The organism is Myxococcus sp. SDU36, assembly GCF_030168875.1.
GTDB classification, from domain to species: Bacteria; Myxococcota; Myxococcia; order Myxococcales; family Myxococcaceae; genus Myxococcus; species Myxococcus vastator.
In genome coordinates this window covers 8,256,733-8,278,508 of record NZ_CP077414.1, presented here as the reverse complement: position 1 = coordinate 8,278,508, position 21,776 = coordinate 8,256,733, and the positions used below count along the sequence as shown (strand labels likewise).

Sequence of the window (21,776 nt, the reverse complement as noted above, 5' to 3'; positions counted from 1 at the left end):
CCCGTGGCCGGGTGTGTTGCGCAGCGGGAATCCCATCCCCACTGTGGCTGGCCACCTCGGCGACAAGCCGCGCGGTGGCCAGCAATCGGGAGGCGGGCGTGAGTGGACTGCGAAGCATGGTGCTGGGCGCGTGTCTGTGGGTGGGCTGTTCGTCGTCCGTGGAGGACCGAGCGGCGCCCACCGTGGAGCCCCCCACGGAGGTGACGCCGACGCCCACCCCCGGTGGTGAGACGCCCGCTCCGCAGGCGCCCACACCGGAGCCGCAGGTGCCGCCCCCGGCGACCTCCGCGGCGTGCTCCGGACCGGAGGGCACGGCGCGACTCGCGTGGAGCTACGACGCCGCGTGGAACCTCACGGTGGACTTCCGGGGGACCATGGACTCGGACGGGCACACCTACTGGACGGAGTGCGAGAGCAGCTATTGGGTGGACAAGGACCCGAGCCAGCTGGCGTGTCAGCTCGTCTCCGTCACGGCTGAAGGGACTGAGCGCTACCGGAGAGGCCTTCCGCCCCCGGGCGCCTGGGGCGTTCACACGGTGGCGCAGGGACAGCTCTTCGTCACGGGCCGCCTCGCCCTGCTCTCCGCGCGGGACAGCGCCACCGGACAAGAGCGCTGGAGCGTGTCGCTGGGGGCCGTGAAGGACGAAGACCCGCGGGCGCACCATGCGCTTCGCATCGAATCGCTCGTGCACAGTCCGCCCTATCTGATCGCGCTGGTGCACGACACGTTTGGAGACGTGGGCGCCGAGGACCTGCTCGTCGCGGTGCACGCGGAGACCGGCGCGGTGGCGTGGAAGGCGCCCGTGCCGCCCGTCCATGCGCCGCTGGTGGTGGATACGGAGGGCAACGTCTATGGCGGCGCCTCCAATGCCCTGGAGCAGCGGACGGAGCTCTTCTCGTACGCGGCGGATGGGCAGCTCCGCTGGCGGACGGAGCGCGCGGGCGTGCTCGAGCCCACGGCCGTGGACGGCGGAACGTTGATGTTGGGCCGCGCGGAGCTGGCGGACGCGACCACGGGAGCGCCCATCGCCACGCTGGCGACTGCTTCCGCGCAGTCCTTCTATTACTCGCTGGGCCGCTCCAGCTCGACCTTCGGCCGTACGGCGATGCAGGCGGACCGGCTCCTCGTCCTGCCAGACATGCGGTGCACCAGCGAGGGCTGCCCCACCACCACGCATCCGGGTGGCACGTTCCTCTATGGGCTGGACCCCTCGAGCGGAGCGGTGCGCTGGCACCGGGCCGTGGGCACCTGGCCGATGTCTCCGCTCCTCACCCAGCGTGGCTCGCTGCTGCTGGTGGACCGGCCGGTGGACGAGACGTGCGGCGAGCACGCCTGCACCGGTGATGACGCCGCGTTCGGTTCGTTCCTGCGGGAGCTGGACCCGGATGGGAACGAGCTGTCCGCCTGCGCGCTGCTGGGAAAAGCGCCGTACATCACCCCGCCCGCGCTGCACCGGGGACGCGTGGTGCTGGGGGCCTGGACGAACTGGAGTGCGAGCAATGACTGGACGCAGCGGATGAGCATCCGCGCCTTCGACCTGACGGCGCCCGACGAGCCTGCCTCCAGCGGCTGGGTGAGCGCGGGTGGCGGCAATGCGCGCTCGGGCCAGACGAAGCCCACTGGCGCGGCGGCTCAGGCGCGGGCCACCGGCCCATCAGCGCGCTAGAGCTGGTACCGGCCGACGATGGCGCTCAGCTCGGCGGACGCCGCGGAGAGCTGGATGGCGGACTGCTCGCTCGCGGCCATCCGGTCGACAATCTGGTCCGCCAGGTCGGCCATCGAGCTGAGCGCGGCGAACAGCTCCGCGATGCCCGCGTCCTGCTGGCTCACGGCATCGGCGATGCTGCGCACCGTCTTGCCGTTGCTCTGGATGATGCCCGCCAGCGAGCGGAGGCTCTCGCCCGCCGCGCGCACCTGCTCCAGGCCACCTTCCACCTCGCGCGCCCCGCCCTCACTCGTGCTCACCGTCTGCGAGATGGCCCGGCCGATATCACTCAGGATGGACTGCACGCGCGTGGTCGCCCCCGCGGACTGGTCCGCCAGCGACCGCATCTGCCGTGCCACCACCGCGAAGGAGCGGCCCGAGTCACCGCTGCGCGCCGCCTCGATGGAGGCATTGAGCGCCAGCACGTTCGACTGGTCCGCCAGGTCCTTCACCGTGCGGGTGATGTCGCCCACCTGCCGCGTGCGCTGGTGCAGCTCCGCGACGGTGCGGCCAATCTGCTCCACGTGCGACCGGATGTGCGTGAGCCCGCCCACGCTTCCGGACACCGCGGCCTCGCCCGCCTCGCCAAAGCCACTGGCCTTGTCCGCCTCCTTCAGGATGACATCCACGCGCCGCGCCGCCGCGCGCGAGGCCTCCTGGAGCTGCTGCGCCGCCAGCTGCGTCTCATGCAGCGCCACCGCCTGCTGCGACACCGCCTCGTTCTGGACGGACGCGGACTCGGTGAGGTGCGTGGACGCCGTCTCGAGCTGCTCGGCCGAATGGCGCAGCGCCATCAACAGCTCGCGCAGCTGCGACATCAACTCCGAGAACGAACCAGCGAGCTGGCCAATCTCATCCTTCGAGCGCACCTCCAGCGCGCCCCGGAAGTCGCCCTCCGACACCACCCGCGTGGTGGCCACGGTCAGCTCGCGCAGCGGCTCCATCATCCGCCGCACCAGCAGGAAGATGGCCGTGCCCGCCGCCGCCGTGACGATGATGCCCAGCAGCACCACGAGCAGCATCGACGCGCGGAACTGCTCCGCTTCCTTCCCGCCATCACGCGTGAGCAGCAGCTCCACGCCCGGCCCCATCTCCACCCGGCGCAGCTGCAACGACACGCTATTCACCGACACCTCGTCCGGCCGGCCCTTCCCCTCCAGTGCCGCGAGCAAGGCCTCGTCAGGCACCGCGCTCAGCGCGTGCGCCACCGGCTTCCCGCCCACGGTCAACACGCCCTCCACGCCGCGCTCGTCACGCAGCGCCTGGAGCTCCACCTCGCCCAGGGCCCGCCCCACCACCACGTACCCCACGGTGCGGCCCTCGGTCGTCATCACGGGCTGCGCGACGGCCTGATAGGGCACCGCATCCACCAGGAGGATGCGCGCGCCGCCCTCCTTCACCAGGGCCTCCATCCCCGACAGCGCACCGGGTGGCGTGCCCACGCGCACGCCCGCCTCGGTGTCCACCGCGAGCAGCAGGTCCACGCCCAGGAGCGACTGCTGCCCACGCAGCGAGGGCTCGAGGTGCTCCCCGCCCACGGAGCCGCTCGACAGCACGGTCCGCAAGGACGTGCTCGCCGCGGCGACGCGGGCCAGGGCCGTCAGCGATTTCACCTCCTGGGACAGGACGCGGCTCCACGCGGCTTCGTCTTGCGCCAGACGGGACGTGACGGCCTCGTGAGACCACGTCCGCAGCGACACGCCCGTGAGCGCGACGCTCAACGTGGAGAGACAGAGGATGACAAGGGAGAGCGCTGCGGTCAGGCGCGCGGCAAGGCTGTGCGTCATTCGCTGCAAGGCCAGGGGATGGGCGGGGGGACCCAGTGGGGGGACGACCAGCCTACCGCGATAACGCCCTGCTGTTGAGCGAGTAACAACAGGTGGCAGGAATGACCCGGAGGCCAAAGACACTCACCCTGGCGTTGCATTGACGGGCGAGGAAGCGGCGCGGTTGCGTGCAGACATGCGCTCGCCCTCCATTCCAGCGGCACTGGCCCTGCTTGCCCTCACGCCTGGCGGACTTCGCGCGGAGGAGGCCGCCGGCGAGGCACGCGCGAAGGCCGAGCCACCTCGCGCGGCGCGCAACTTCGGCAACCTGCGCGTGGGGGGCTCCACTGCGAATGGCAATGGCCGGCCGGAGCTGTGCCTGGAGTTGTCCCCCGTGGCCTTCCTGTCCCTGGAGAGCTGTGGCACCGGCAGTGGGTTCCTGCACGGTGACCCCGAGCCGGAGGTGGCGCACTTCCGCGCCAAGCTGCGGCTGGCCAGCATCGACGTGGAGCGCTGGGGCACCTTCCAGCCCTTCCTCGCCGGGGGCTTCGCGGAGGCGCAGGTGGGCCGCGACGACCCAGGGTTCCAATTCAAGGGGACCGACCGGCGCCGCGTGGCCACGACAGGGCCCGAGGGGGGACTCGGGCTGCGCTTCCTCCACCCGCTGGCCGCGGGCTTCGAGCTGGTGGGTGACTTCAACTTCAGCCTGGCGTGGCTGCCCCACGCTCCCGAGCTCATCCAGCCCGGGAACACGTGGCTGCCCTCCGCCAGCCTCTCCTTCGGCGTGGGCTTCTGACGCGCCTCACGCCTCCGCGACGCGCAGCACCACCGCGGTGATGTTGTCCTTGCCGCCCGCCTCGTAGGCGTCCGCGACCAGCGCGTCGCAGACCTCACGCGCGGAGGACATCGTCAGGCGCTTCATCAAGCCCTCCGTCCCCAGCGGCTCGTAGAGCCCGTCCGAGCACAGCAGGAACACGTCGCCCGGCGCCGCCTGCAGCCGCTGCACGGTGGGCTCCGCGTTCTCCGTGCCCAGCGCGCGGGTGATGAGGTGACGCAGGTTGCCCGAGCCTTTCGGCGGCTCCATGCCCGCGTCCCGCAGCTCCTCGATGAGCGAGTGGTCGCGCGTGAGCGGCTCCAGCTTGCCGGCACGCAGCCGGTACAGGCGGCTGTCGCCCACGTGCGCCACGGCCGCGCCGTGCTCGCTCACCGCCAACGCCACCACGGTGGACGCCATCTCCCGCAGCCGGCCCACGCGCTGCGCCTGGAGGTTGCGCTGCGCCAGCGCCGAGCACGCCGCCAGCAGGTTCTCTTCACGGCTGCGGCGCGGGTCCGGCTCCGCGGGCCACGTCGAATCCCGGTCCTGTCCCAGGCGCAGGCCAAAGCCCACGAAGGTGTCCACGACACACCGGCTGGCGACTTCGCCCCCCTCTTGTCCGCCCAGCCCATCCGCCACGACGAACAGCCCCAGCTCCGGCGCGACGCAGAACGCATCCTCGTTGTGCAACCGTCGACCGATGTGGGTCTGTCCCGCGCTGTCCATTCTCATGACTGCCTCCTCGGGCCTTCCACCAGCAAGTGGGAGGCCAGCGCCCTTCCCCCGACGGACGCATGGAACGGATACTCCGGTTCTGGGGATTCCTGGGAAGGGAGTGCCACGGGCCCCTGACAACCACCCCTCACCCGTCCACTGGCAGACGCTGCAAGTGCCCTCCACCCGTCAACAGCCCCCAAAGCGTGGGGTCGCGACCCCACACCTCCGTCCGGCCCCCGGGCCCGTTCCCTGGCAACTTCTCCGGTGATGAGGCGACAATTCCGATGCGGCCCGGAGTGTGCGCCGCAGGGAGCCCTTGATGTCGTCCATCCGCCGCATCACCGCGAGCATCTCCAGCGCCATCTCCCGCGCCCGGCTCGACACGAATGTGGAGTCGGTGTCGCCGCTCACGCCCCGCGAGCCGCTGCAGCCGGTTCCCGCGGTGCGGCGTGGCTATGCCGACGAGAGCGAGTTCCAGGCGGAGGTGGATGACCTGGACACGTCGCTCGCCGCGCACGCGCCGAGGCTGGCGGAGGTGGACGTGGCCGCGATGGACGCGGAGGCGCCCGAGCACCTGCGCGTGTTCGCTGGCGAGAGCTCCTTCGAAGCGTCCCCGCCGCGGTATTCGCAGCTGCTGGGCTCGCAGCTCCCCACCGCGCTCGGCGCGCCCCGTGAGTCCGTGAGTGGCGCGGCACACCGGCCTTCCTTCCGAGGTGCCACCACCCAGGACATGGGCAGCGACCTGCTCTCGCCGGAAGCCGCCGCGTGGGAGCTGCAGAACCGGGACACCTCCACCGCGCCCACGCCCATGGAAGCGGAGGACGTGCTGTTCATGCTGAATGGCCCCGGCGCCGCGGCCGACCTGGAGCCGCCGCTGGAGCTGGGACTCGAGGACATCTTCGAGGAGGCCCCGCGACTGCACGCCGCGGAAGACGCCCTCTTCACGGCTGGCGCCGATGACGCTTCAGCGGTCAGCTCCGGCGCCACGGAGTCCCAGCAGTCCGCGCTCCCGGCCGCTCGCGCCGGCGCGCCGGTGAACTTCGCGACCGCGGCCGCGGGCATCAACGCCGTTCCCCTCGACCTGGCGACAGCCGCGGCCGGTGACGCGCGCGTGGATGATGCGCCCGCGGGCTACGCGCTGGGCAACGCCTACGCGGCCACCTACGGGCAGCAGTTCGCCGTGCGGCAGGCGCTGGACCCGGCCATCAGCCCCGCGGGCCCGGACGAGTTCCTCGCGGACCCGAATGACTTGAGCCTGCTGCCGCCAGAGGAGCCGTCCCTGGACGATGCCGCCGTGGCGGCCAGCGCGCCGGTGGCCGCCACCTTCGCCGCACAGGGTGTGGAAGGGGTCGCCGAGGCGTTGGAGCCGGAGCTACGGCCCGAGGCGAACCCCGGCGCCACCGAGGCGCCCGCGCCCGAGAACCCGCGCGACTGAGCCACTCACGGCCTGGGCGGCGCTTCTTCCATGTCGATGGCGTCGAGGTGCGTCTGCGCATCGATGACGTCCCGGTTCAGCTCGTCCAGATAGCGCCGCCGCTCCTCGCTCTGCCACTCCGCGGTGGAGAAGGACGCTGCGGGATAGTCATTCGTGGTGTGTACGTACCCGCGCAAGCTCGTCATCAGCTCCCGGTCCGGGTCCCCCCGCTCCTTGAGGAGGAAGCCCTCCACGTCGCGCAGCTTCAGGGGGAAGGTGGGCACTTCGTCCAGCACCAGGTTGCCGGCGATGGTGAGCTTCACCTCCTGCTCTCCGGGCTTCAGCTCCTCGTTGAAGGACACGTGCGCGAAGGGCATGCCGCTCTCGTCATCCACGCGCCCCGCCACCACGTACCGTCCGGCCTTCTGGACCTGAATCCCCAGGTAGAGCTGAAGCGAGCCTTGCTCCAGCACCTCCCGCACCCGGCCGGTGAAGAGCGCCGGAGGCGACGGCGTGTACATGATGTCGAAGAACGCGGTGCCCTCCGCGCCCCCCGAGCGCACCTGCACGTCCACGCGCAGCGTGCCTGAATAGAGGGGGAACCCCTGCTTCGACGGCTGGAAGCGTCCGGTGAAGGTGCCGTCTCCGGAGAGCGCGTCGCCCGCGGCGCCGTCGTCGGAGAAGGGGAGAGGGACCGCCGGCATGCCCCCCGCGCCGGGCATGTGCTCGGCCTCGTGCGCGGAGGCGGACACCACCTGGCAGGGCCTGGGCATGCGGTGCGCGTCCTCGCAGCCAACGAAGAAGTGCACCACCTCGTCGCCGACGACGAAGACGCGGTCCTGCTTCAGCCGGAGCTGGATGTCGGAGCCGTCCTTGTTCAGCGGGCGCGTGCGCTCCGGCTCCGCCATCTCCATCTGGTCCGGGTGCTCACTGGCGGGACGCGACTCCGGCGGATAGCGCGTCGCCTTCATGTACGACTCCAGCGTCTGCTTCGCGCGCGCCAGCCGCTGCTCCCACAACTGGCGCCGCGCGTCCCGCTCCGCTTCCTCCGGCCCGCGAGCCGGCTCCTGCACGGCCACGCCCGGCACACTCCCCGCCGGCCTGCCGCCCATGCCGCCTCCCGACTTCCGCGGCGCGGGGCCGGGCATCGCGGGCGGCGAGGACGCCTCCCATGCGCCGTCCTCGCCGGAGGGCTCCGAGCTGGCACCTGCCTCCATCCACCACCACCCCATGCCCCCCAGCACCAGCGGGATGAGGGGAACGGCCCACAGGGCGCGGCGCATGCGGGACGCGGGAACGGAGACGGTGCCAGTCGGAGTCATGTCGCTTCTTGCGGTGGAGGGGGCTCAGTACGCGTAGGTGACCACGTCCTGGCGAACCGGAGCGATGATGCCACCCCAGTTGCCTCCGGCGTAGTGGTTGTACGCCTCCCGGTCATCGCGCAGCTCCAGCGTGTGGAAGCTCCACTTCGCGCGCCCGTCGCTGCTCGCGGCAGTGCCCAGGTTCAGGGTGGCGCCGCAGAACCAGTCGCCGCCGTTGCACTGCGAGCTGCCCGCGCTGCCCGACACGCCGCCCGTCGAGTGGTACGCCACCGCCTCATCGTCCTGGCCCGGGAGCACGAAGGAGTACAGCGTGCCCTTGGCGCCCGCGAACATGTAGAACCACACGTTGCGCGTGGTGTTGTGGTTGTACATGGAGCGCGCGGTGGTGGTGCGCAAGTCACTCACCAACGGCTCGCTCACCGCCCACTCGCCGATGTCGGCCAGCTCGCTGCCGCCACCCGCGCCCGAGGCGACGTTCACCCAGCGGATGTTCCAGCCCGTCTGCGTCGCGCCGCCGCTGGCGTTGCCACACACGCCGCTGGCGTTGGGCGACGCGTTCTTCACCTGACGCACCGAGCCGCCGTACATGGACAGCGCGTAGCCAATCTGGAGGTTCCCCGCGCTGTGCGCGGCGACGTAGCACCAGTTGCCGCCAGTGCAGAAGCAGTCCAGCGCGTCGCGGATGCGGTAGTTCTGCGAGCCGATGCGCTCACGGCCGTCCCAGTTGACGGCCTTCTTGTTCACGCCCGCCGCGACGCTCGCCGAACCCCAATAGCTGAAGTCGTTGTAGTTGCCGGCCTGCGTCGTGCCGCCGTTGCGGCCATGAATCCACAGCGTGTAGTTGGCCGCGGCTGCCTCCGTGCCCGCCAGCATCGTCGCGGCGACAATGACCGTACCGATGAGATTCTTCATGTTGAGCGCCTCCAGCGCTGCGTAGGGGGGTGCCCACCCGGCGGGGGACCAGGCGGCGGGGCGTACTGTAGAGGCGCGGTGTGTAAAAGGTCGAGGTCACGGAAATCTAGAAGTGCGCGCGAGAACTAACGCAACGCATCACTCCCCGTGGATTCCCGCAGGTAGGTGACACTCGAGGCGGCCGCGTCAACGCGATGTGTCGACCACGTAGCGCTCCAGTCGTTCCAGGGCGTCGGGCAGGTTCGTTCGGCCCAGGCCCAGGCGGAAGTGGTTGCCGGGGAAGTCGTAGACGTCCCCGGGCAGCAGCAGCACGCCTTCGCGCTCGCGCAAGTCCTCGGTGAAGCGGGCCACGGGCGTCTCGCGAAGCAACTTGGGAAACGCCACGCTGCCCGCGCGCGGGCGCACCCACTGGAAGGTGTCCGGGTGCCGCGCGAAGAAGCCATCCAACAGGGTGAGGTTCGCCGCGAGCAGCGCCCGGCTGCGCGCCAGCACCCGCGCCTGCGCGCGCAGCGCGATGAGTGACAGCACCTCGCTGGGCGCGCTGTTGCAGATGGTGGTGTAGTCCTTGTAGGCCGCGCAGCGCCGCAAGAGCGCCACGTCACGGCAGGCCAGCCACCCCACGCGCAGCCCCGCAAGTCCAAAGGCCTTGGACATCACCCCCAGGCTGATGCCGTGCGGCGTGTGGCTGGCCGCGGGCGGCAGCGTGTCCCGTGGGTCGTACTCCAGCAGCCGGTACACCTCGTCGGACAGCAGGTGGATGCCACGCTCGCGCGACAGCTCGCACAGCGCGTCGAAGGTGGCCCGGTCCAACGACGCGCCCGTGGGGTTGTGGGGGAAGTTCACCACCAGCAGCCGCGTCTGGGGCGTCAGCGCGCGGCGCAGCGCATCCAAATCCAACGCCCAGCCGTCCTCCTCGCGCAGGCGCAGCAGCGTCACGTCCGCGCCGGTGGCGCGCGCCACCTCGTGCAGGGACTGGTAGCCCGGCCAGGTGACGACGGCGTGGTCCCCGGGGCCCAGCAACACGTTGACCAGGACGAAGAGCGCCTCCTCCGCGCCAGCGAAGGTGAGCACCTGCTCCGCAGAGAGCCCCGGGTACAGCGCGGCAAGCGCCTCGCGCAGCGCGGGCAGGCCGGTGGACTCGGTGTAGCCCAGCGTCAGCCCCTCCCAGCGGGCCCGCTCGTCCGGGCCGGCGAGCGCCAGCAAGTCGCCCATCCGCCAGCCCTCGATGTCCGAGGAACACAGCAGGTACGGCGCCGCGAACTCCCAGCGCGCGAAGTACCGCTCCAGCTTGAAGTCGGGGATGCGCATGCCGTGAGTGTCTGCCTGCTTCGCGGCCTGCCGTCCAGCGCCGCCCGGAGGCGGCCACGCGTGCCTAGCTTGAGTCGCGTCTTCTCCGAACCCAGGCCTCGTTGGAGCCCCCATGCCCACGCTCGACATTCCCATCACCCTGCTGGACCCGGATGGTGGGTGGATCAACATGCCCGTCCATGTCTCGGAGCTGGATGAGCTCCCCGTCCTCCTCCACTTCTTCACCGTCAGGCAGCGCGGCGTTGACGAGGACATCGACGCGGTGAAGCGCACCCTCGCGGAGCACGGTTCGCGCGGGCTGAAGGTCATCAGCGTGGACGTCACCCACTCCGACAGGGAGCTGCGAGACACCAACGCGGTGGAGGCCTTCGCGCGAAAGCACGGGCTCTACCACTCCATCGCCGTGGACGACGGCTCCATGGCGCGGGCCTATGACGTGACGGACACGCCCGCGTGGCTGGTGTTCGACGCGGACTCCGGCCGGCTGCGCCACCACTTCTCCGGCCGGAACGCGTCCCACCACGCGCGGCAGGTGCTGGAGCGCTTCGTCCAGGCCAGCGCCGCGGCCCCCTCTCCCGCCCCCTGACTCCAGGAGCCCACCATGCCAGCTCGCCGCAAGGATTCTGACTCGTCCCGTTTCTCGCTCGGCACCATGGCCGCGGCCAGCATCGGCGCGGCGCTGGGTCTGCGCCGCATCCTCCGCTCCCGCATCCAGTTCAAGGACTGCACCGTCCTCATCACCGGCGGCTCGCGCGGCCTGGGGCTGGTGCTGGCGCGTCAGCTCGTGAAGGAAGAAGCCCGGGTGGCCATCTGCGGCCGGGACGAGCAGACGCTGGCGCGGGCCCGCGAGGAGCTGGAGCGCGCCGGCGGCGACGTCTACGCCATCCCCTGCGACGTGAGAGACCCCGTGCAGGTGGAGGCCATGGTCTCCGCCATCCACGGGCGCTGGGGCACCGTGGACGTGCTCATCAACAACGCCGGCGTCATCCAGGTGGGGCCGCTGGAGTCCATGACGCTGGAGGACTTCGAGGAGGCCATGGACACGCACCTGTGGGCGGCGCTGTACACCACGCTGGCCGTGCTGCCGGAGATGAAGCGGCGGGGGAAGGGGCGCATCGTCAACATCGCCTCCGTGGGCGGCAAGGTGAGCATCCCCCACCTGGTGCCGTATTCGGCCAGCAAGTTCGCGCTGGTGGGCCTGTCGGACGGCCTTCGCGCGGAGCTGCGCCAGGACGGCATCCTCGTCACCACGGTGTGCCCGGGACTGATGCGCACGGGCAGCCCGCGCAACGCCTACTTCAAGGGCAACCACGAGGCGGAGTACGCGTGGTTCGCCACCGGGGACTCACTGCCCATCGCCTCGATGAGCGCCGAGCAGTCCGCGCGCGCGATTCTGGACGCGTGTCGGCGGGGCGACGCCGAGGCGGTGCTGGGCGCACCGGCGAAGCTGGCCGCCGTGGGCCGCGCGCTGGCGCCCAACCTGACGGCCGCCCTCACCGCCTGGGCCAACCGCTTCATGCCCCAGGACAGCAGCCAGGACCGCTACACCGGCAACCAGAGCGAGACGCCGCTGACCCAGTCCTGGCTCACCGAGCTGACGCGGCGCGCGGCCGAGCGCAACAACGAGACCGGGGTGCCGCTGCACTGAGCCTCAGTCCCGCGCCAGCTCCATGGCCCAGTGGCCGCGGTGCTCGTAGGCCAGGGCCAGTTGCTCGCGCAGGGCGGCCAGCATCCGCGTGTTGCCGTCCTGCTCGTAGCCCTGGAGCGCCTGCTGGCAGCGGGGCACGCGCGTCAGGAACTCCTTCACCGCGTCCACCGTCAGCGCCTTCACGTACATGCCGTACCCGAGCTGCTCCAGGTACAGCGCGTTGATGACCTGCTCGAACTGGCCCACCAGCGGCACGCTGAGCACGGGCTTGCGCAGGTACACCGCCTCGCTCATCAGCGTGTAGCCGCCGCTGGCCACCACGCCGCGCGCGGTGCGCAAGTCATCGATGAAGCCCTGCTCACTGAAGGGCCGGTACGTGAGGTTGCCATCCACCAGGTCCTCGGTGAGGTCGCGGCGCAGCCCGTACACGCGGCAGGGGATGCCCGCGGCCTTGAGGATGTCCGGCAGCGCCGTGTTCGTCGTCGACGTCTGGTACACGAGCAGGTGCTCGCCGGGCTCGGACTTCGCCTCCAGGATTTCGGGGCGCAGAATCGACGGGGCCAGCGTGGTGCGCCGCTTGCGGAGCTCCGGGTAGAAGAACGTCGTGACGAGGTAGTGGAAGGCCCCCGGCAGCTTCGCCTTCACGATGGCGCGCGACGTCTCGTAGCTGTCCTCGTGGCCCGCCAGCAGCGCCGGCTCGTGCTTGCACCGGTTGATGACCTGCATGTTGTCCACGCTGATGACGGGCAGCCGGTGGTTGCGGGCGAACATGTAGCTGAACGACTCGAAGTCGCTCACCACCACGTCCGGGCGGAAGTCGTCCACCAGTTCGAAGTACTGGCGGATGTTCTGCGGCCAGCCCTTCACGGCGCCCGTGAGGTTCTGCAGCACCGTCTGCCACTTCTTCACCGAGTTGCCCTCGTACGCGAGCGTCAGCCCCCAGATGCCGTGCACGTTCTGGAAGCGTTTGGCCAGGTAGTCCTGGGCCCGGCCGGAGACGACGATGTGGACCTCGTGCTCCTTCGTCAGCTCCTCGAGGAGGACGCGGGAGCGCGTCGCATGGCCCATGCCTTCGCCGACGACACCGTAGAGGATTCGCATGCCCGGCAGCATACGCGCCCGCCACGCCCCCGTTGAGCCCGCCCCACCCTCGCGGCTATAGCTGCCCGCATGCCCTCCCCTCCGGAGCCCCCTTCCCCCCAGCGGCCGTCCCTGGGCCGCTCCGCGGCGACGGGCCTGCTGGGCGGCTTCCTCCTGGGCGGCCTGGGCCTGCTCGCCGTGGGCCTGAGCAACAGCTTCTCCGCCCCGGGCTGCGCGGGCCTCACCAGCGCCGAATGCCAGCTGCTGACGGACGCCACCCGGGAGGTCGGGCGCACGCAGCTGCTCGCCGGAGGCGCCCTCACCGCGCTCGCCGCCTCCCTCTTCGTCCTGCTCCGCCCGCGTCCCCCCACCCCGCCCGAGGGGCCAGAGGCCTCCTGAGCCCCCCGCGCAATCCCCCTGTCGTCCGATGAGCGGCCGGTGGGAGCCCTGGCGGGTTAGGTAGTTTGCCGGCGAAGGAAAGACATTCTAATTAACTCTGGCCTAATCATTGGGTTTGGGGGTAGGAGACGGCCTTATGCAGCTCGAATCCTTGAAGATGTTTTGCGACGTGGTCGAGACAGGCTCGTTCTCCCGCGCCGCGCAGCTCAACCACGTCACGCAATCGGCGGTGAGCCAGCAGATTCGCGCGCTGGAGAATCGGTACGAGCAGAAGCTGCTGTCGCGCAGCGCGCGGCAGGTGACGCCGACGCCGGCCGGGGAGCGGCTGTTCCGTGGGTGCAAGGAAATCCTCGCCCGCTTCTCCGAGGTGGAGCAGGAGATTCGCGAGCAGGCCACCGAGGTGGCGGGCACCACCACGGTCTCCACCATCTATTCGGTGGGGCTGCACGAGCTGAACGCCGTGCAGAAGCAGCTGCTCAAGTCGCACCCCAAGGTGAACATGCGCCTGAACTACCGGCGCAACGACCAGGTGTACGACGACGTGATTCTGGGCGCGGCGGAGATTGGCATCGTCGCCTATCCGCAGCCCCGCGCCGGCGTGGACATCCTCTCCTTCCGCGACGACAAGCTGGCCGTCGTGTGTGCCCCCGGTCACCCCTTCGCCACGAAGCAGAAGGTGAGCCTCACCGCGCTGACGGGCGTGCCCTTCATCGCGTTCGACCGCGAGGCGCCCACGCGCAAGGCGTTGGATCGGCTCTTCCGCGAGAAGAACATCGACATCACCCCGGTGATGGAGATGGACAACGTGGAGACCATCAAGCGGGCGGTGGAGATGGGCCTGGGCGTGGCCATCCTCCCCATGGCCACGGCCCTGGGCGAGGTGAAGGGCGGCTCCCTGGTGGCCAAGCCCTTCGCGGAGGGGCCGGTGTCGCGCCCCATTGGCCTGCTCATCCGCAAGGGCAAGTACCTGGACCGCGCGTCCGCCGCGGTGTTGGAGGCGTTCAAGGCCGCCGCCAACCTGCCGCACGCCGACGACGACTGAGCGTCAGTAGAGCTTCCGGAGGCGCGCGGCGAAGAACCCGTCGAAGCCCTCCACGCCCGGCAGCGTGCGCAGGTACGCCTGGGACAGCGGCAGCTTGAGGCCGGGCAGCACGGGCGGCTCGGCCGTCCACTCCGGGTGGCTGCGCAGGAACATCTCCACCTGGTCCTGCCCCTCCTGCGGCTCCATGGTGCACACCGCGTACACCAGCAGGCCCCCGGGCGGCACCGCCTCCTGGCAGTTCTCCAGGATGCGCCGCTGGAGCGTGGCCAGCCGGGAGATGTCCTCCTCCTTGCGGCGGTAGCGCAGCTCCGGGTGGCGGCGCAGCGTGCCCAGCCCCGAACACGGCGCGTCCACCAGGACCGCGTGGAACTCCCCCCACGCCTCCGGGAAGGGCTCCGCGGCGTCGTGCGCGTAGGCCGTCAGGCGCGGCTGCACGCCCAGGCGCCGGGCCTCCGCTTCAATCTTCCGCAGCTTGTGCGCGTGGAGGTCCACCGCCACCACGTCGTGTGACTGCGCCTGGTGGCAGGACTTGCCGCCCGGCGCGGCGCACGCGTCCAGCACGCGCGCCGTCTCCGGAATCGCGCCGTAGACGCCCACGAGCTGCGCGGCCTCGTCCTGCACCTGCCACAGCCCCTCCGCGTAGCCGTACACGTCCTCCACGCGGCCCACGGACGGCAAGGTGATGCCCACCGGCGATATCGTGGTGGCCTTCGCCTCCACGCCCATCTCCTGGAGCTGGGCGAGCAGCGCGTCGCGCGTCACCTTCGCGGTGTTGGCGCGCACCACCACCGCGGGGGACTGGTTGTCGGCCACCAGCATGGCCTCGGCGCGCTCGCGGCCGAACTGGCGCAGCCAACGCTCCACCAGCCACTGGGGATGGCTCTCCCGCACGGACAGGTGCAGCGCCACGTCGGACGCGGAGGGCAGCGGCGGCGCGGGCAGGGCCGCCAGCTTGCGGAGGATGGCGTTGGTGAAGCCCGCCGCGCGCGACAGCCCCACTTCCTTCAGGGCCTGCACCGTCTCCGCCACCGCGGCGCGCGCGGGCACGCGGGTGTGGAATATCTGGTAGGCGCCGATGCGCAAGGCCGCCAGCACCTTGTCCTCCAGCGCGTCCAGCTTGCGGTCGGCGAAGCGGGTAATCGCGTAGTCCAGCGCGAGCTGCCGCCGGGTGGCGCCGTAGGTCAGCTCGGTGACGAGCGCCGCGTCGCGCGGGTCCTTCGGCGGTGATTCGGACAGCTGCGTGTCCAGCACGAGGTTGAGGTAGGCGTCCGTCGCGCGGACACGCGAGAGGACCTGGATGGCGAGTGCGCGGGCGTTCATCCTTCGTCGAGCCGGGTCAAGAGGTCCACGAGCTGCTCATCCGAGAGCCGCGTCGCGGGCAGGTTGGAGAGGGTGAGGCTCTGGAGGCTCTCCTCCAGCAGCGCACGGTGGCCATGCTCCGCCGGAGCGCCACGCTGCACCGCCTGATACTGGGAACGCGCCCAGGCGGCCAGCTCCGTGGCGGAGAGCCTTCCCGAAAGCCGGTCTGAAATCTTCTGACGCACCAGCGCGCGCGTGAGCAGGTCCGCCGCGGGGGTGAGCCCCTTGCCGCCGCCGCGCCCCAGCGTCTTGGCCTGACGGGCCGCGCGCAGGTCCTCCACGGGCGCCAGCTTGCGACCCAGCGTCTTCGTGGGCCCCGCCGTCTTCACCGCGCGGGCCAGGGACTTCGCCGTCTCCGACGAGCCGTCCTTGCGCGCGGCGCGCTTGAGCACGGTGATGGGCGTCACTTTCGCGCCCTTGGTGGGGCTCCCCTTCTTCTTTCCCAGGGGCTTCTTCGACTCCGGCTTCTCCGTCGTGAAGACGCCGCTGCCAAAGGTCTCCAGGGCCTGCAGGTAGGGCTCGAAGCCGGGCCCGCCGTGAATCTGAAGCACGCAGGCCTCACCCACCACGGATTCGCGGGCCGGGGGCTTGAGCAGCACCTCGATGGCGGGCAGCCCGGCGGCCTCCAGCCCCTCCTTGAGGCAGTAGGAGCCGAACAGCCCGGCCGGGTTGATGATGATGCCGTCCACCTCCTCCAGCTCCGCGCCGAGCGTGTCCAGCAGGTCGCCTTCGTGGTTGGACTGCACCACCGTCAGCTCCTGCCCCAGCGCCTCCGCCCGCGCGTGCATCGCCGCGTCCAGGTCTTCCAGCCGCTCCCCGGACGAGCCATCCCGCACGCCCAGCAGGTTCAGGTTGGGTCCGTGCAGTACCAGCAGTCTCATGGCCATCACCCATTCTCCCGTCAGCCCGCGACGAAGGGCTGGCTGCCCGGCGCCAGCTTGTGCCCCTGCAGGAAGTCCGCGGCGCGCATCACCCGCTTGCCTTCCGGCTGGAGGTCCAGCAGCACCAGCGAGCCCTCGCCGCATGCCACCTCGATGCCGTCCGGGCCGGACGCCAGCACCGTGCCGGGAGCCCCACTACCACCCCTGGCCTGCGCGCGGTGGACCTTCAGCAGCTTTCCGCCCAGCGTGGTGAAGGCCCCGGGCCACGGCGTGAAGGCCCGCAGGCGCCGCTCCAGCTCCATCGCGGGCTTCGTGAAGTCCAACCGGCCCTGGTCCTTCTCGATGATGGGGGCCAGCACCATGCCCTCGGAAGGCTGCGGCACCGGCTTCAGCTCCCCGCTCAGGTAGGCCGGCAGGAACTCGCGCAGCACCTCACCGCCCAGCGAGGCCAGCTTCGGGTACAGCGAGGCGCTCGTCTCGTCCGGGGCGATGGCCAGGCGCTTCATCGCCAGCACCGGACCGGTGTCCAGGCCTTCATCCATCACCATCAGCGACACGCCCGTCTCCGTGTCGCCATGGGCAATGGCCCACTGGATGGGCGCGGCGCCCCGGAAGCGCGGCAGCAGCGAGCCGTGCACGTTGACGCAGCCGTGGGTGGGCAGCGCCAGCAAGTCCTTGGGGAGGATGCGGCCATAGGCCGTCACCACGCAGACGTCGGGCGCGTACTGGCGCAGCTCCTCCGCGAAGGGCGGCGTGCGCAGCTTGGCGGGCTGGAGCACGGGGACGCCGCGCGACAGGGCCAGCTCCTTCACCGGCGGCGCCGTCACCGTGTTGCCGCGGCCCTTCGGCTTGTCGGGCTGGGTGACGACGGCCACCACGTCTCCCAGTTCGAAGCAGGCGGCCAGTGAGGACACCGCGAACTCGGGGGTGCCCATGAAAACGATGCGGGGTCTGCTCATGGTGTCGCGCTTCTCCTGCGCCGGGCGACTCAGGCCACGGACTTGAAGGTGCTCCCGGTGGGAGTGTCCACCGCCTGACGCTTGCGTGTGTGCAGGGCGCTCAGGGTGCCCAGCGCCTCCAGGGCCTCGGGCGTGGTGGCCACCGGCCGCAGGGCTTCCAGCACGGTCTCCAGCGCGTAGGCCTCATCCGCCTCACGCTCCCGGATGCGCGTCACCGCTTCAGTGAAGCGGTCGAAGAACTGCTTGAGCTCGTCCCCGCGCCGCAGCGGTCGCATCCGGGGATAGCGGCCCGCCGCCAGCGACGCCACGTACAGACTCATGACGTGGACGGGGCCCGCCACCCGATGGGTGAAGACGAGGCCGAAGAGGCCCATCGCCACCGCCGTGCCCAGCGTGCCCACCGCCGTCAGCCACAGCAGCGTCTGCCCGCCGTCCAGCCCCTGGGCCATGGACGACACGTGGACGCGGTGCGCCAACAGCCCGAACACGAGGATGCTGCCGGCGCCAATCCCCGCCAGCAGCAGGATGTATTTGAGCTGGAAGGGCCGGTCCAGGATGTACGTCCGGCGGACGTGGCTCGGGCGCACCGTCTTTTGATTCCCATCGGACATGTCGTTGACCAGCGTACCCCAGGTGCCGGGGGCGGTTTGCTTCCTTCCTCGCGTGAGGTCTACACGGAAGACAGGACAACCTCGCAGACGCAATGGAGACCGCATGACCCGCTCTCTCACCGCGTTGTGTGTTGCGCTCTCTTTCCTGGTGTTGGCTGGGTGCAAGGGGGACCCGGCGACCCCGGAGTACTGGGAATCAGGCATTCAGCAGAGCCGCCGGGCGGAGGACCGCATCCGCATGGTGGAGGCCATGCGTTCGTCCGGGAAGATGGACGAGCGCTTCCTGCCCATGCTCCACGGACAGCTCGACACGGAGCGCAAGCCGGAGGTGCGCGCCGCGCTGGCCCGCGCGTTGGGAGACTTGAAGCATGCCTCGTCGGTGGAGCCGCTGACGAAGGCCCTGGACCCGGCGGCCAGCGACATGCCCGCGCACCTGGCGAACAAGGCCATTGTCGCGACGCTGGGGGCCATTGGTGACCGGCGCGCCATCCCCGCGCTGGTGCCGCTGCTGCGCGCGAAGGACAACTACACGCGCATCGAGGCGGTGCAGGTGCTGGGCGACTTGAAGGCGAAGGAAGCGGTGGAGTCGCTCATCACCCTGGCCACGGACGACACCGTGGAGCCCTTCCTCAACAAGAAGGCCATTGAAGCCCTGGGGGACATCGGTGACGGCCGCGCGGCGCCCGCGCTGGTGCGGATGCTGACCAAGGAGCGCAAGGGCAAGTCCTTCTACGTGGAGAGCTCCTTCGCGCTGTACCAGTTGGGCGCGCCCGCGGCGGACGCGCTGCTGCCGGCGCTGGAGGGCCAGGACAAGGAGCTGCTGAAGTGGGCTCGGTCGAACGGCGTCAACCCCGCCAGCTACGCGATGAAGGCGGCGACGGTGCTGGGAGACCTGCGGGAGAAGCGCGCGGTGGCCGCGCTGATGAAGCAGCTGGCCTTCACCCACGCGGACCCGCAGGTGCAGGCGCTGGTGCGGATGCAGGCCGCGGACGCGCTGGCGCGCATGCGCGCGCAGGAGGCGGTGACGCCGCTGGCCGGGCTCGTGTCGGAGACGGACGCCACCGTGAGGGATGCCTACGTGAGCGCCCTGGTGCGCCTGGGCGGACGCGATGCGCTGCCCGCGCTGGAGAAGGCCGCGGGCACCGGCGACTGGTACGCGCGGGAGTCGGCGGTGAAGGGCATCGCCATGCTGGGCGACGCGCGCGAGCTGCCCGTGCTGCAGAAGCTGGCCGCGGCCGAGCCGGCGCGGACGGCGGCGGACTGCAAGCAGGCGGAGGATGACGGCTGCGACGACGCGGCCGCGCTGGGCAAGCGGCGCGCGGACCAGATTTCGGGCCAGTCCAAGCTGCTGGAGGCCGCGCAGGCGTGCGCGGGCAACGCGGGCTGCTGGGTGCAACGCATGGAGAAGGCGGAGCCGCGGATGTTGGAGCGCGCGGCGCTGGAGGTCGGCCGCTCGGGCGCGGCCGAGCACGCGGGCGCGCTGGCCTCGCGGCTGGGAGAGCGCGACACCGAGGCCCGGCTCGCGCTCGTCCTCGCGGTGGGCTGGCTGGTGGAAGGCTCGAAGGACGCCGCGAAGAAGCTGCGCGAGGCCGCCCTGCCCACGCTGCGCAAGCAGCTCGCGGACGAGCAGGGCAACACCCGGCTCGTCAACGTCAACGAGGACCTGCGGCGGCTGGTGGCGACGCTGGACCGGACCTGACGCCCTCCTTGAGCCGCAGCGGCGGGACGCGCTCCGCCGCGGAGTGCAGCACGGTGAGCTGCCGCACGAGCCGCTCCACGTGCGCGCGCGACAGCGCATCCACCCCACCCGCCGGAGCCGTGGCGGGCATGGGCGCGGGCCGGCGTTGCTGCTCCATGGCCGTCGCCAGCTCGTCCAGCACGCCCCCGGCGAAGCGCACCACCTCGGAGAGCTCCCGGGGGGACGCCGGGTCCGCGCGGCTGGCCGCCAGCGTCGTCACCGCCGACGTGAAGCGCCGCGCATAGACGAGCAGCGCCATCAACGGCTCCAGGTCCCTGGCGGGTCCGCGCCACTCTCCCAGCAGCCGCTGGAAGGACGCCTCCGCCGCCAGCAACGCCAGGCCCATCTTCCGCCGGGCCTCGCGCACCGCGGGCTCCGCGTCCGAGTGCGCGGCGGCCACCGACTTCAGGTAGTCGCGGTCCGCGCGCAGCGCGAAGGCCACCTGCTCCGGCAGGCGCAGGTGCTCCGGGCTGGGCCACAACAGCCGCGTCACCGTCAGCGCAATCAGTCCGCCGAGCAGCGTGTTGATGATGCGCACCCCGGCCAGCTCCCAGTCGCCCGACTGGAGCTCCGCGAGCAGCACCAGGGCCGGCGTCAGCAGCACCTGGAACGCGGACAGGCTGAGCGGCTGGACGCTCATCGCCACCGCGAACAGCACCACGATGGCCAGCAGGATGATGGCCGGCTCCCGCACCAACGCCACCAGCCCCGCGGCCAGCGCCGCGCCCAGCAGCGTGCCCGCGATTCGCTGCAGGCTCCGCTGGAACGTGAGGCCCGCGTAGGGCTGCAGGACGACGGTGACGGTGATGATGACCCAGTAGCCGTGATTGAGCCCCAGCGCCCAGACGAGCGCGGTGGCCAGCGCGGCCGCGACGCCCAGCCGCAGCGCGTGGCGGAAGATGACGGAGCGGACATTGAGGTTCTCCCGCAGCGGCTCCAGGAGGGCCTGCCGCGGCGCCGGCTCCGCCCTTCTCACGGGTAGCGCCAGGGCGTCTGGCACGGGCGCGCTGCCCTCCAGTCGCGCCGCCACCTCCACCGTCGCGTGGGCATAGTCCCGCAGGCGGTCCAGCAGCGCGTACACGTACTGATAGCCGGCGCGCACCGGCTCGGGCACCTCACCCGCCGTCTCCAGCGCCTCCAGGGCCCGCTTCACCCGCTCGGCGTCCCACACCGGCTGGGGGTCCACCGCCGTCCCCTTCTCCAGGGCCAACGTGACGCGGCGCAGGTCCGCGGCCAGCGCCGCCAGCGCGCGCCGCACCTCCGCGCGGAGCGGGTGATAGCGCGGCTCGGCGGGCGCCACCTCCAGCATCTCCGTCAGCGCGATGAGCGTCACCATCATCGAGTCCACGCCTTCGACCAGCACCAGCAGGTGTTCGCCCCGGCCGCTCTCCCCCGCCCGGCCCATGCGCGTGGAGGCCAGCACGGTGCGCGCCTGTTCGATGAGCTGACGCATGCGGGCCTGCCAGGGCGCCACCACCGGCAGGACGCCCGCGGCGGCGGGCGGCCCCCCTTCGAGCGGCCAGCGCCCCACCTCTTCCGCGTGGTCCGCCAGCGCGTCGAAACACCGCGCGATGGCCAGGCGCGCGGGCCTGTAGGGCACCAGCGGCCACAGCATCAACGCGAGGAACATGGCCCACGCGCCGCCCACCAGGAACAAGCCGGAGCGCAGCAAGGCGTCAGCCACGTCCCTGGCAGGGAGCGCGAGCGACACCACGAAGTAGTTGGCGAGCACCACGCCTAGCAGCCCGGGCGTGTCCCCATACGAGCGGGCGAAGCCACACGCCGTCACCCAGAGCAGCGTGACGATGACGGCGGCCCACGCGGGCAGGTGCAGCGCCGCGACCAGGCCCACCCCCGCGCCCAGGAGCGTCATGGCCCCCATGGTGAGCGCGCGGTCCCGGTAGGGCCCGCCCCGGTCCACCAGCGCGACGAAGAGGGCGGCCAAACCGACCCACGTGGCGGCGGGGAGGTGCAGCAGGGCCGCGACGGCCATGGGGCCGCCCACCGCGAGCGCGGCGCGCAGCCCCGCGCCATACGCCGGACGGCCCGGCTCCACCCGGAGGAACGCCTGGAGGTGATGACGAAGCGGACTCATCGCGG

The 21,776-nt window shown here is 71.3% G+C and carries 19 protein-coding genes; 8 read left to right on the top strand and 11 right to left on the bottom strand.

Going from position 1 to position 21,776, the window contains the following annotated elements; genetic code table 11:
• The first annotated feature begins 98 nt into the window (after positions 1 to 98).
• A complete protein-coding gene (locus KGD87_RS33805; RefSeq protein ID WP_284665050.1) occupies positions 99 to 1,667 on the top strand; it encodes an outer membrane protein assembly factor BamB family protein in 1,569 nt (522 codons plus the stop codon).
• Here KGD87_RS33805 and KGD87_RS33800 read toward each other — a convergent pair.
• Positions 1,664 to 3,493 (bottom strand): methyl-accepting chemotaxis protein, encoded by a 1,830-nt coding sequence (locus KGD87_RS33800; RefSeq protein ID WP_284665049.1) that lies wholly within the window; start codon positions 3,491 to 3,493, stop codon positions 1,664 to 1,666. The two genes, KGD87_RS33805 and KGD87_RS33800, sit on opposite strands and share 4 nt — an antisense overlap.
• 175 nt (positions 3,494 to 3,668) lie before the next feature.
• On the opposite strand from KGD87_RS33800, the gene KGD87_RS33795 reads away from it, so the two are divergent.
• Positions 3,669 to 4,268 (top strand): hypothetical protein, encoded by a 600-nt coding sequence (locus KGD87_RS33795; RefSeq protein WP_284665048.1) that lies wholly within the window; start codon positions 3,669 to 3,671, stop codon positions 4,266 to 4,268.
• A gap of 6 nt (positions 4,269 to 4,274) precedes the next feature.
• Here the strand turns inward: KGD87_RS33795 and KGD87_RS33790 are convergent, their stop codons facing one another.
• The gene (locus tag KGD87_RS33790) at positions 4,275 to 5,018 is read right to left on the bottom strand and encodes a PP2C family protein-serine/threonine phosphatase (protein ID WP_284665047.1); all 744 of its coding nucleotides are present in this window, start codon (positions 5,016 to 5,018) and stop codon (positions 4,275 to 4,277) included.
• A gap of 304 nt (positions 5,019 to 5,322) precedes the next feature.
• Between KGD87_RS33790 and KGD87_RS33785 the strand changes: the two genes are divergently transcribed.
• Entirely contained in the window at positions 5,323 to 6,438 is a 1,116-nt protein-coding gene (locus tag KGD87_RS33785; protein ID WP_284665046.1) for a hypothetical protein, read from the top strand.
• A 5-nt stretch (positions 6,439 to 6,443) separates the two neighbouring features.
• On the opposite strand, the gene KGD87_RS33780 is transcribed toward KGD87_RS33785, so the two are convergent.
• The 3 genes from KGD87_RS33780 to KGD87_RS33770 form a co-directional block, all read right to left on the bottom strand.
• A complete protein-coding gene (locus tag KGD87_RS33780; protein WP_284665045.1) occupies positions 6,444 to 7,739 on the bottom strand; it encodes a choice-of-anchor X domain-containing protein in 1,296 nt (431 codons plus the stop codon).
• A 24-nt stretch (positions 7,740 to 7,763) separates the two neighbouring features.
• The gene (locus tag KGD87_RS33775; protein ID WP_284665044.1) at positions 7,764 to 8,651 is read right to left on the bottom strand and encodes a hypothetical protein; all 888 of its coding nucleotides are present in this window, start codon (positions 8,649 to 8,651) and stop codon (positions 7,764 to 7,766) included.
• A gap of 186 nt (positions 8,652 to 8,837) precedes the next feature.
• Positions 8,838 to 9,959, bottom strand: coding sequence for an aminotransferase class I/II-fold pyridoxal phosphate-dependent enzyme (locus KGD87_RS33770; RefSeq protein WP_284665043.1), 1,122 nt, complete (start codon positions 9,957 to 9,959; stop codon positions 8,838 to 8,840).
• A gap of 112 nt (positions 9,960 to 10,071) precedes the next feature.
• On the opposite strand from KGD87_RS33770, the gene KGD87_RS33765 reads away from it, so the two are divergent.
• Positions 10,072 to 10,545 carry a TlpA disulfide reductase family protein gene (locus KGD87_RS33765; RefSeq protein WP_284665042.1) on the top strand — a complete coding sequence of 158 codons (474 nt, stop codon included), beginning with the start codon at positions 10,072 to 10,074 and terminating at the stop codon, positions 10,543 to 10,545.
• Between the two features lie 15 nt (positions 10,546 to 10,560).
• On the top strand, positions 10,561 to 11,607 hold the full coding sequence (locus KGD87_RS33760) for an SDR family NAD(P)-dependent oxidoreductase (protein WP_284665041.1): 1,047 nt from the start codon (positions 10,561 to 10,563) through the stop codon (positions 11,605 to 11,607).
• Between the two features lie 3 nt (positions 11,608 to 11,610).
• Here the strand turns inward: KGD87_RS33760 and KGD87_RS33755 are convergent, their stop codons facing one another.
• Positions 11,611 to 12,708, bottom strand: a complete 1,098-nt coding sequence (locus tag KGD87_RS33755; RefSeq protein WP_284665040.1) for an MJ1255/VC2487 family glycosyltransferase — start codon at positions 12,706 to 12,708, stop codon at positions 11,611 to 11,613.
• Positions 12,709 to 12,777: 69 nt separating this feature from the next.
• Between KGD87_RS33755 and KGD87_RS33750 the strand changes: the two genes are divergently transcribed.
• Together KGD87_RS33750 and KGD87_RS33745 are read left to right on the top strand one after the other, a co-directional pair.
• A complete protein-coding gene (locus tag KGD87_RS33750) occupies positions 12,778 to 13,086 on the top strand; it encodes a hypothetical protein (protein WP_284665039.1) in 309 nt (102 codons plus the stop codon).
• Between the two features lie 136 nt (positions 13,087 to 13,222).
• A complete protein-coding gene (locus KGD87_RS33745; protein ID WP_176409296.1) occupies positions 13,223 to 14,128 on the top strand; it encodes a LysR family transcriptional regulator in 906 nt (301 codons plus the stop codon).
• A gap of 3 nt (positions 14,129 to 14,131) precedes the next feature.
• Here the strand turns inward: KGD87_RS33745 and rsmB are convergent, their stop codons facing one another.
• From rsmB to KGD87_RS33725, 4 genes are read right to left on the bottom strand one after another with little or no spacing between them, the layout of a single operon-like run.
• Complete coding sequence (rsmB, locus tag KGD87_RS33740; protein WP_284665038.1) at positions 14,132 to 15,448, bottom strand: 16S rRNA (cytosine(967)-C(5))-methyltransferase RsmB; 1,317 nt, start codon at positions 15,446 to 15,448, stop codon at positions 14,132 to 14,134.
• Positions 15,445 to 16,368, bottom strand: a complete 924-nt coding sequence (locus tag KGD87_RS33735) for a type II 3-dehydroquinate dehydratase (protein WP_284665037.1) — start codon at positions 16,366 to 16,368, stop codon at positions 15,445 to 15,447. Before KGD87_RS33735 ends, rsmB begins: the two co-directional genes overlap by 4 nt.
• Before the next feature lie 20 nt (positions 16,369 to 16,388).
• Positions 16,389 to 17,327, bottom strand: coding sequence for a methionyl-tRNA formyltransferase (gene fmt, locus KGD87_RS33730; protein ID WP_284665036.1), 939 nt, complete (start codon positions 17,325 to 17,327; stop codon positions 16,389 to 16,391).
• A 29-nt stretch (positions 17,328 to 17,356) separates the two neighbouring features.
• Positions 17,357 to 17,938, bottom strand: a complete 582-nt coding sequence (locus tag KGD87_RS33725; RefSeq protein WP_284665035.1) for a sensor histidine kinase family protein — start codon at positions 17,936 to 17,938, stop codon at positions 17,357 to 17,359.
• 103 nt (positions 17,939 to 18,041) lie between these two features.
• On the opposite strand from KGD87_RS33725, the gene KGD87_RS33720 reads away from it, so the two are divergent.
• Positions 18,042 to 19,637, top strand: a complete 1,596-nt coding sequence (locus KGD87_RS33720; RefSeq protein ID WP_284665034.1) for a HEAT repeat domain-containing protein — start codon at positions 18,042 to 18,044, stop codon at positions 19,635 to 19,637.
• Here the strand turns inward: KGD87_RS33720 and KGD87_RS33715 are convergent.
• Positions 19,591 to 21,771: an FUSC family protein gene (locus tag KGD87_RS33715; RefSeq protein WP_284665033.1), complete on the bottom strand. Its 2,181-nt coding sequence runs from the start codon at positions 21,769 to 21,771 to the stop codon at positions 19,591 to 19,593. The genes KGD87_RS33720 and KGD87_RS33715 overlap by 47 nt on opposite strands.
• Positions 21,772 to 21,776: the final 5 nt, after the last annotated feature.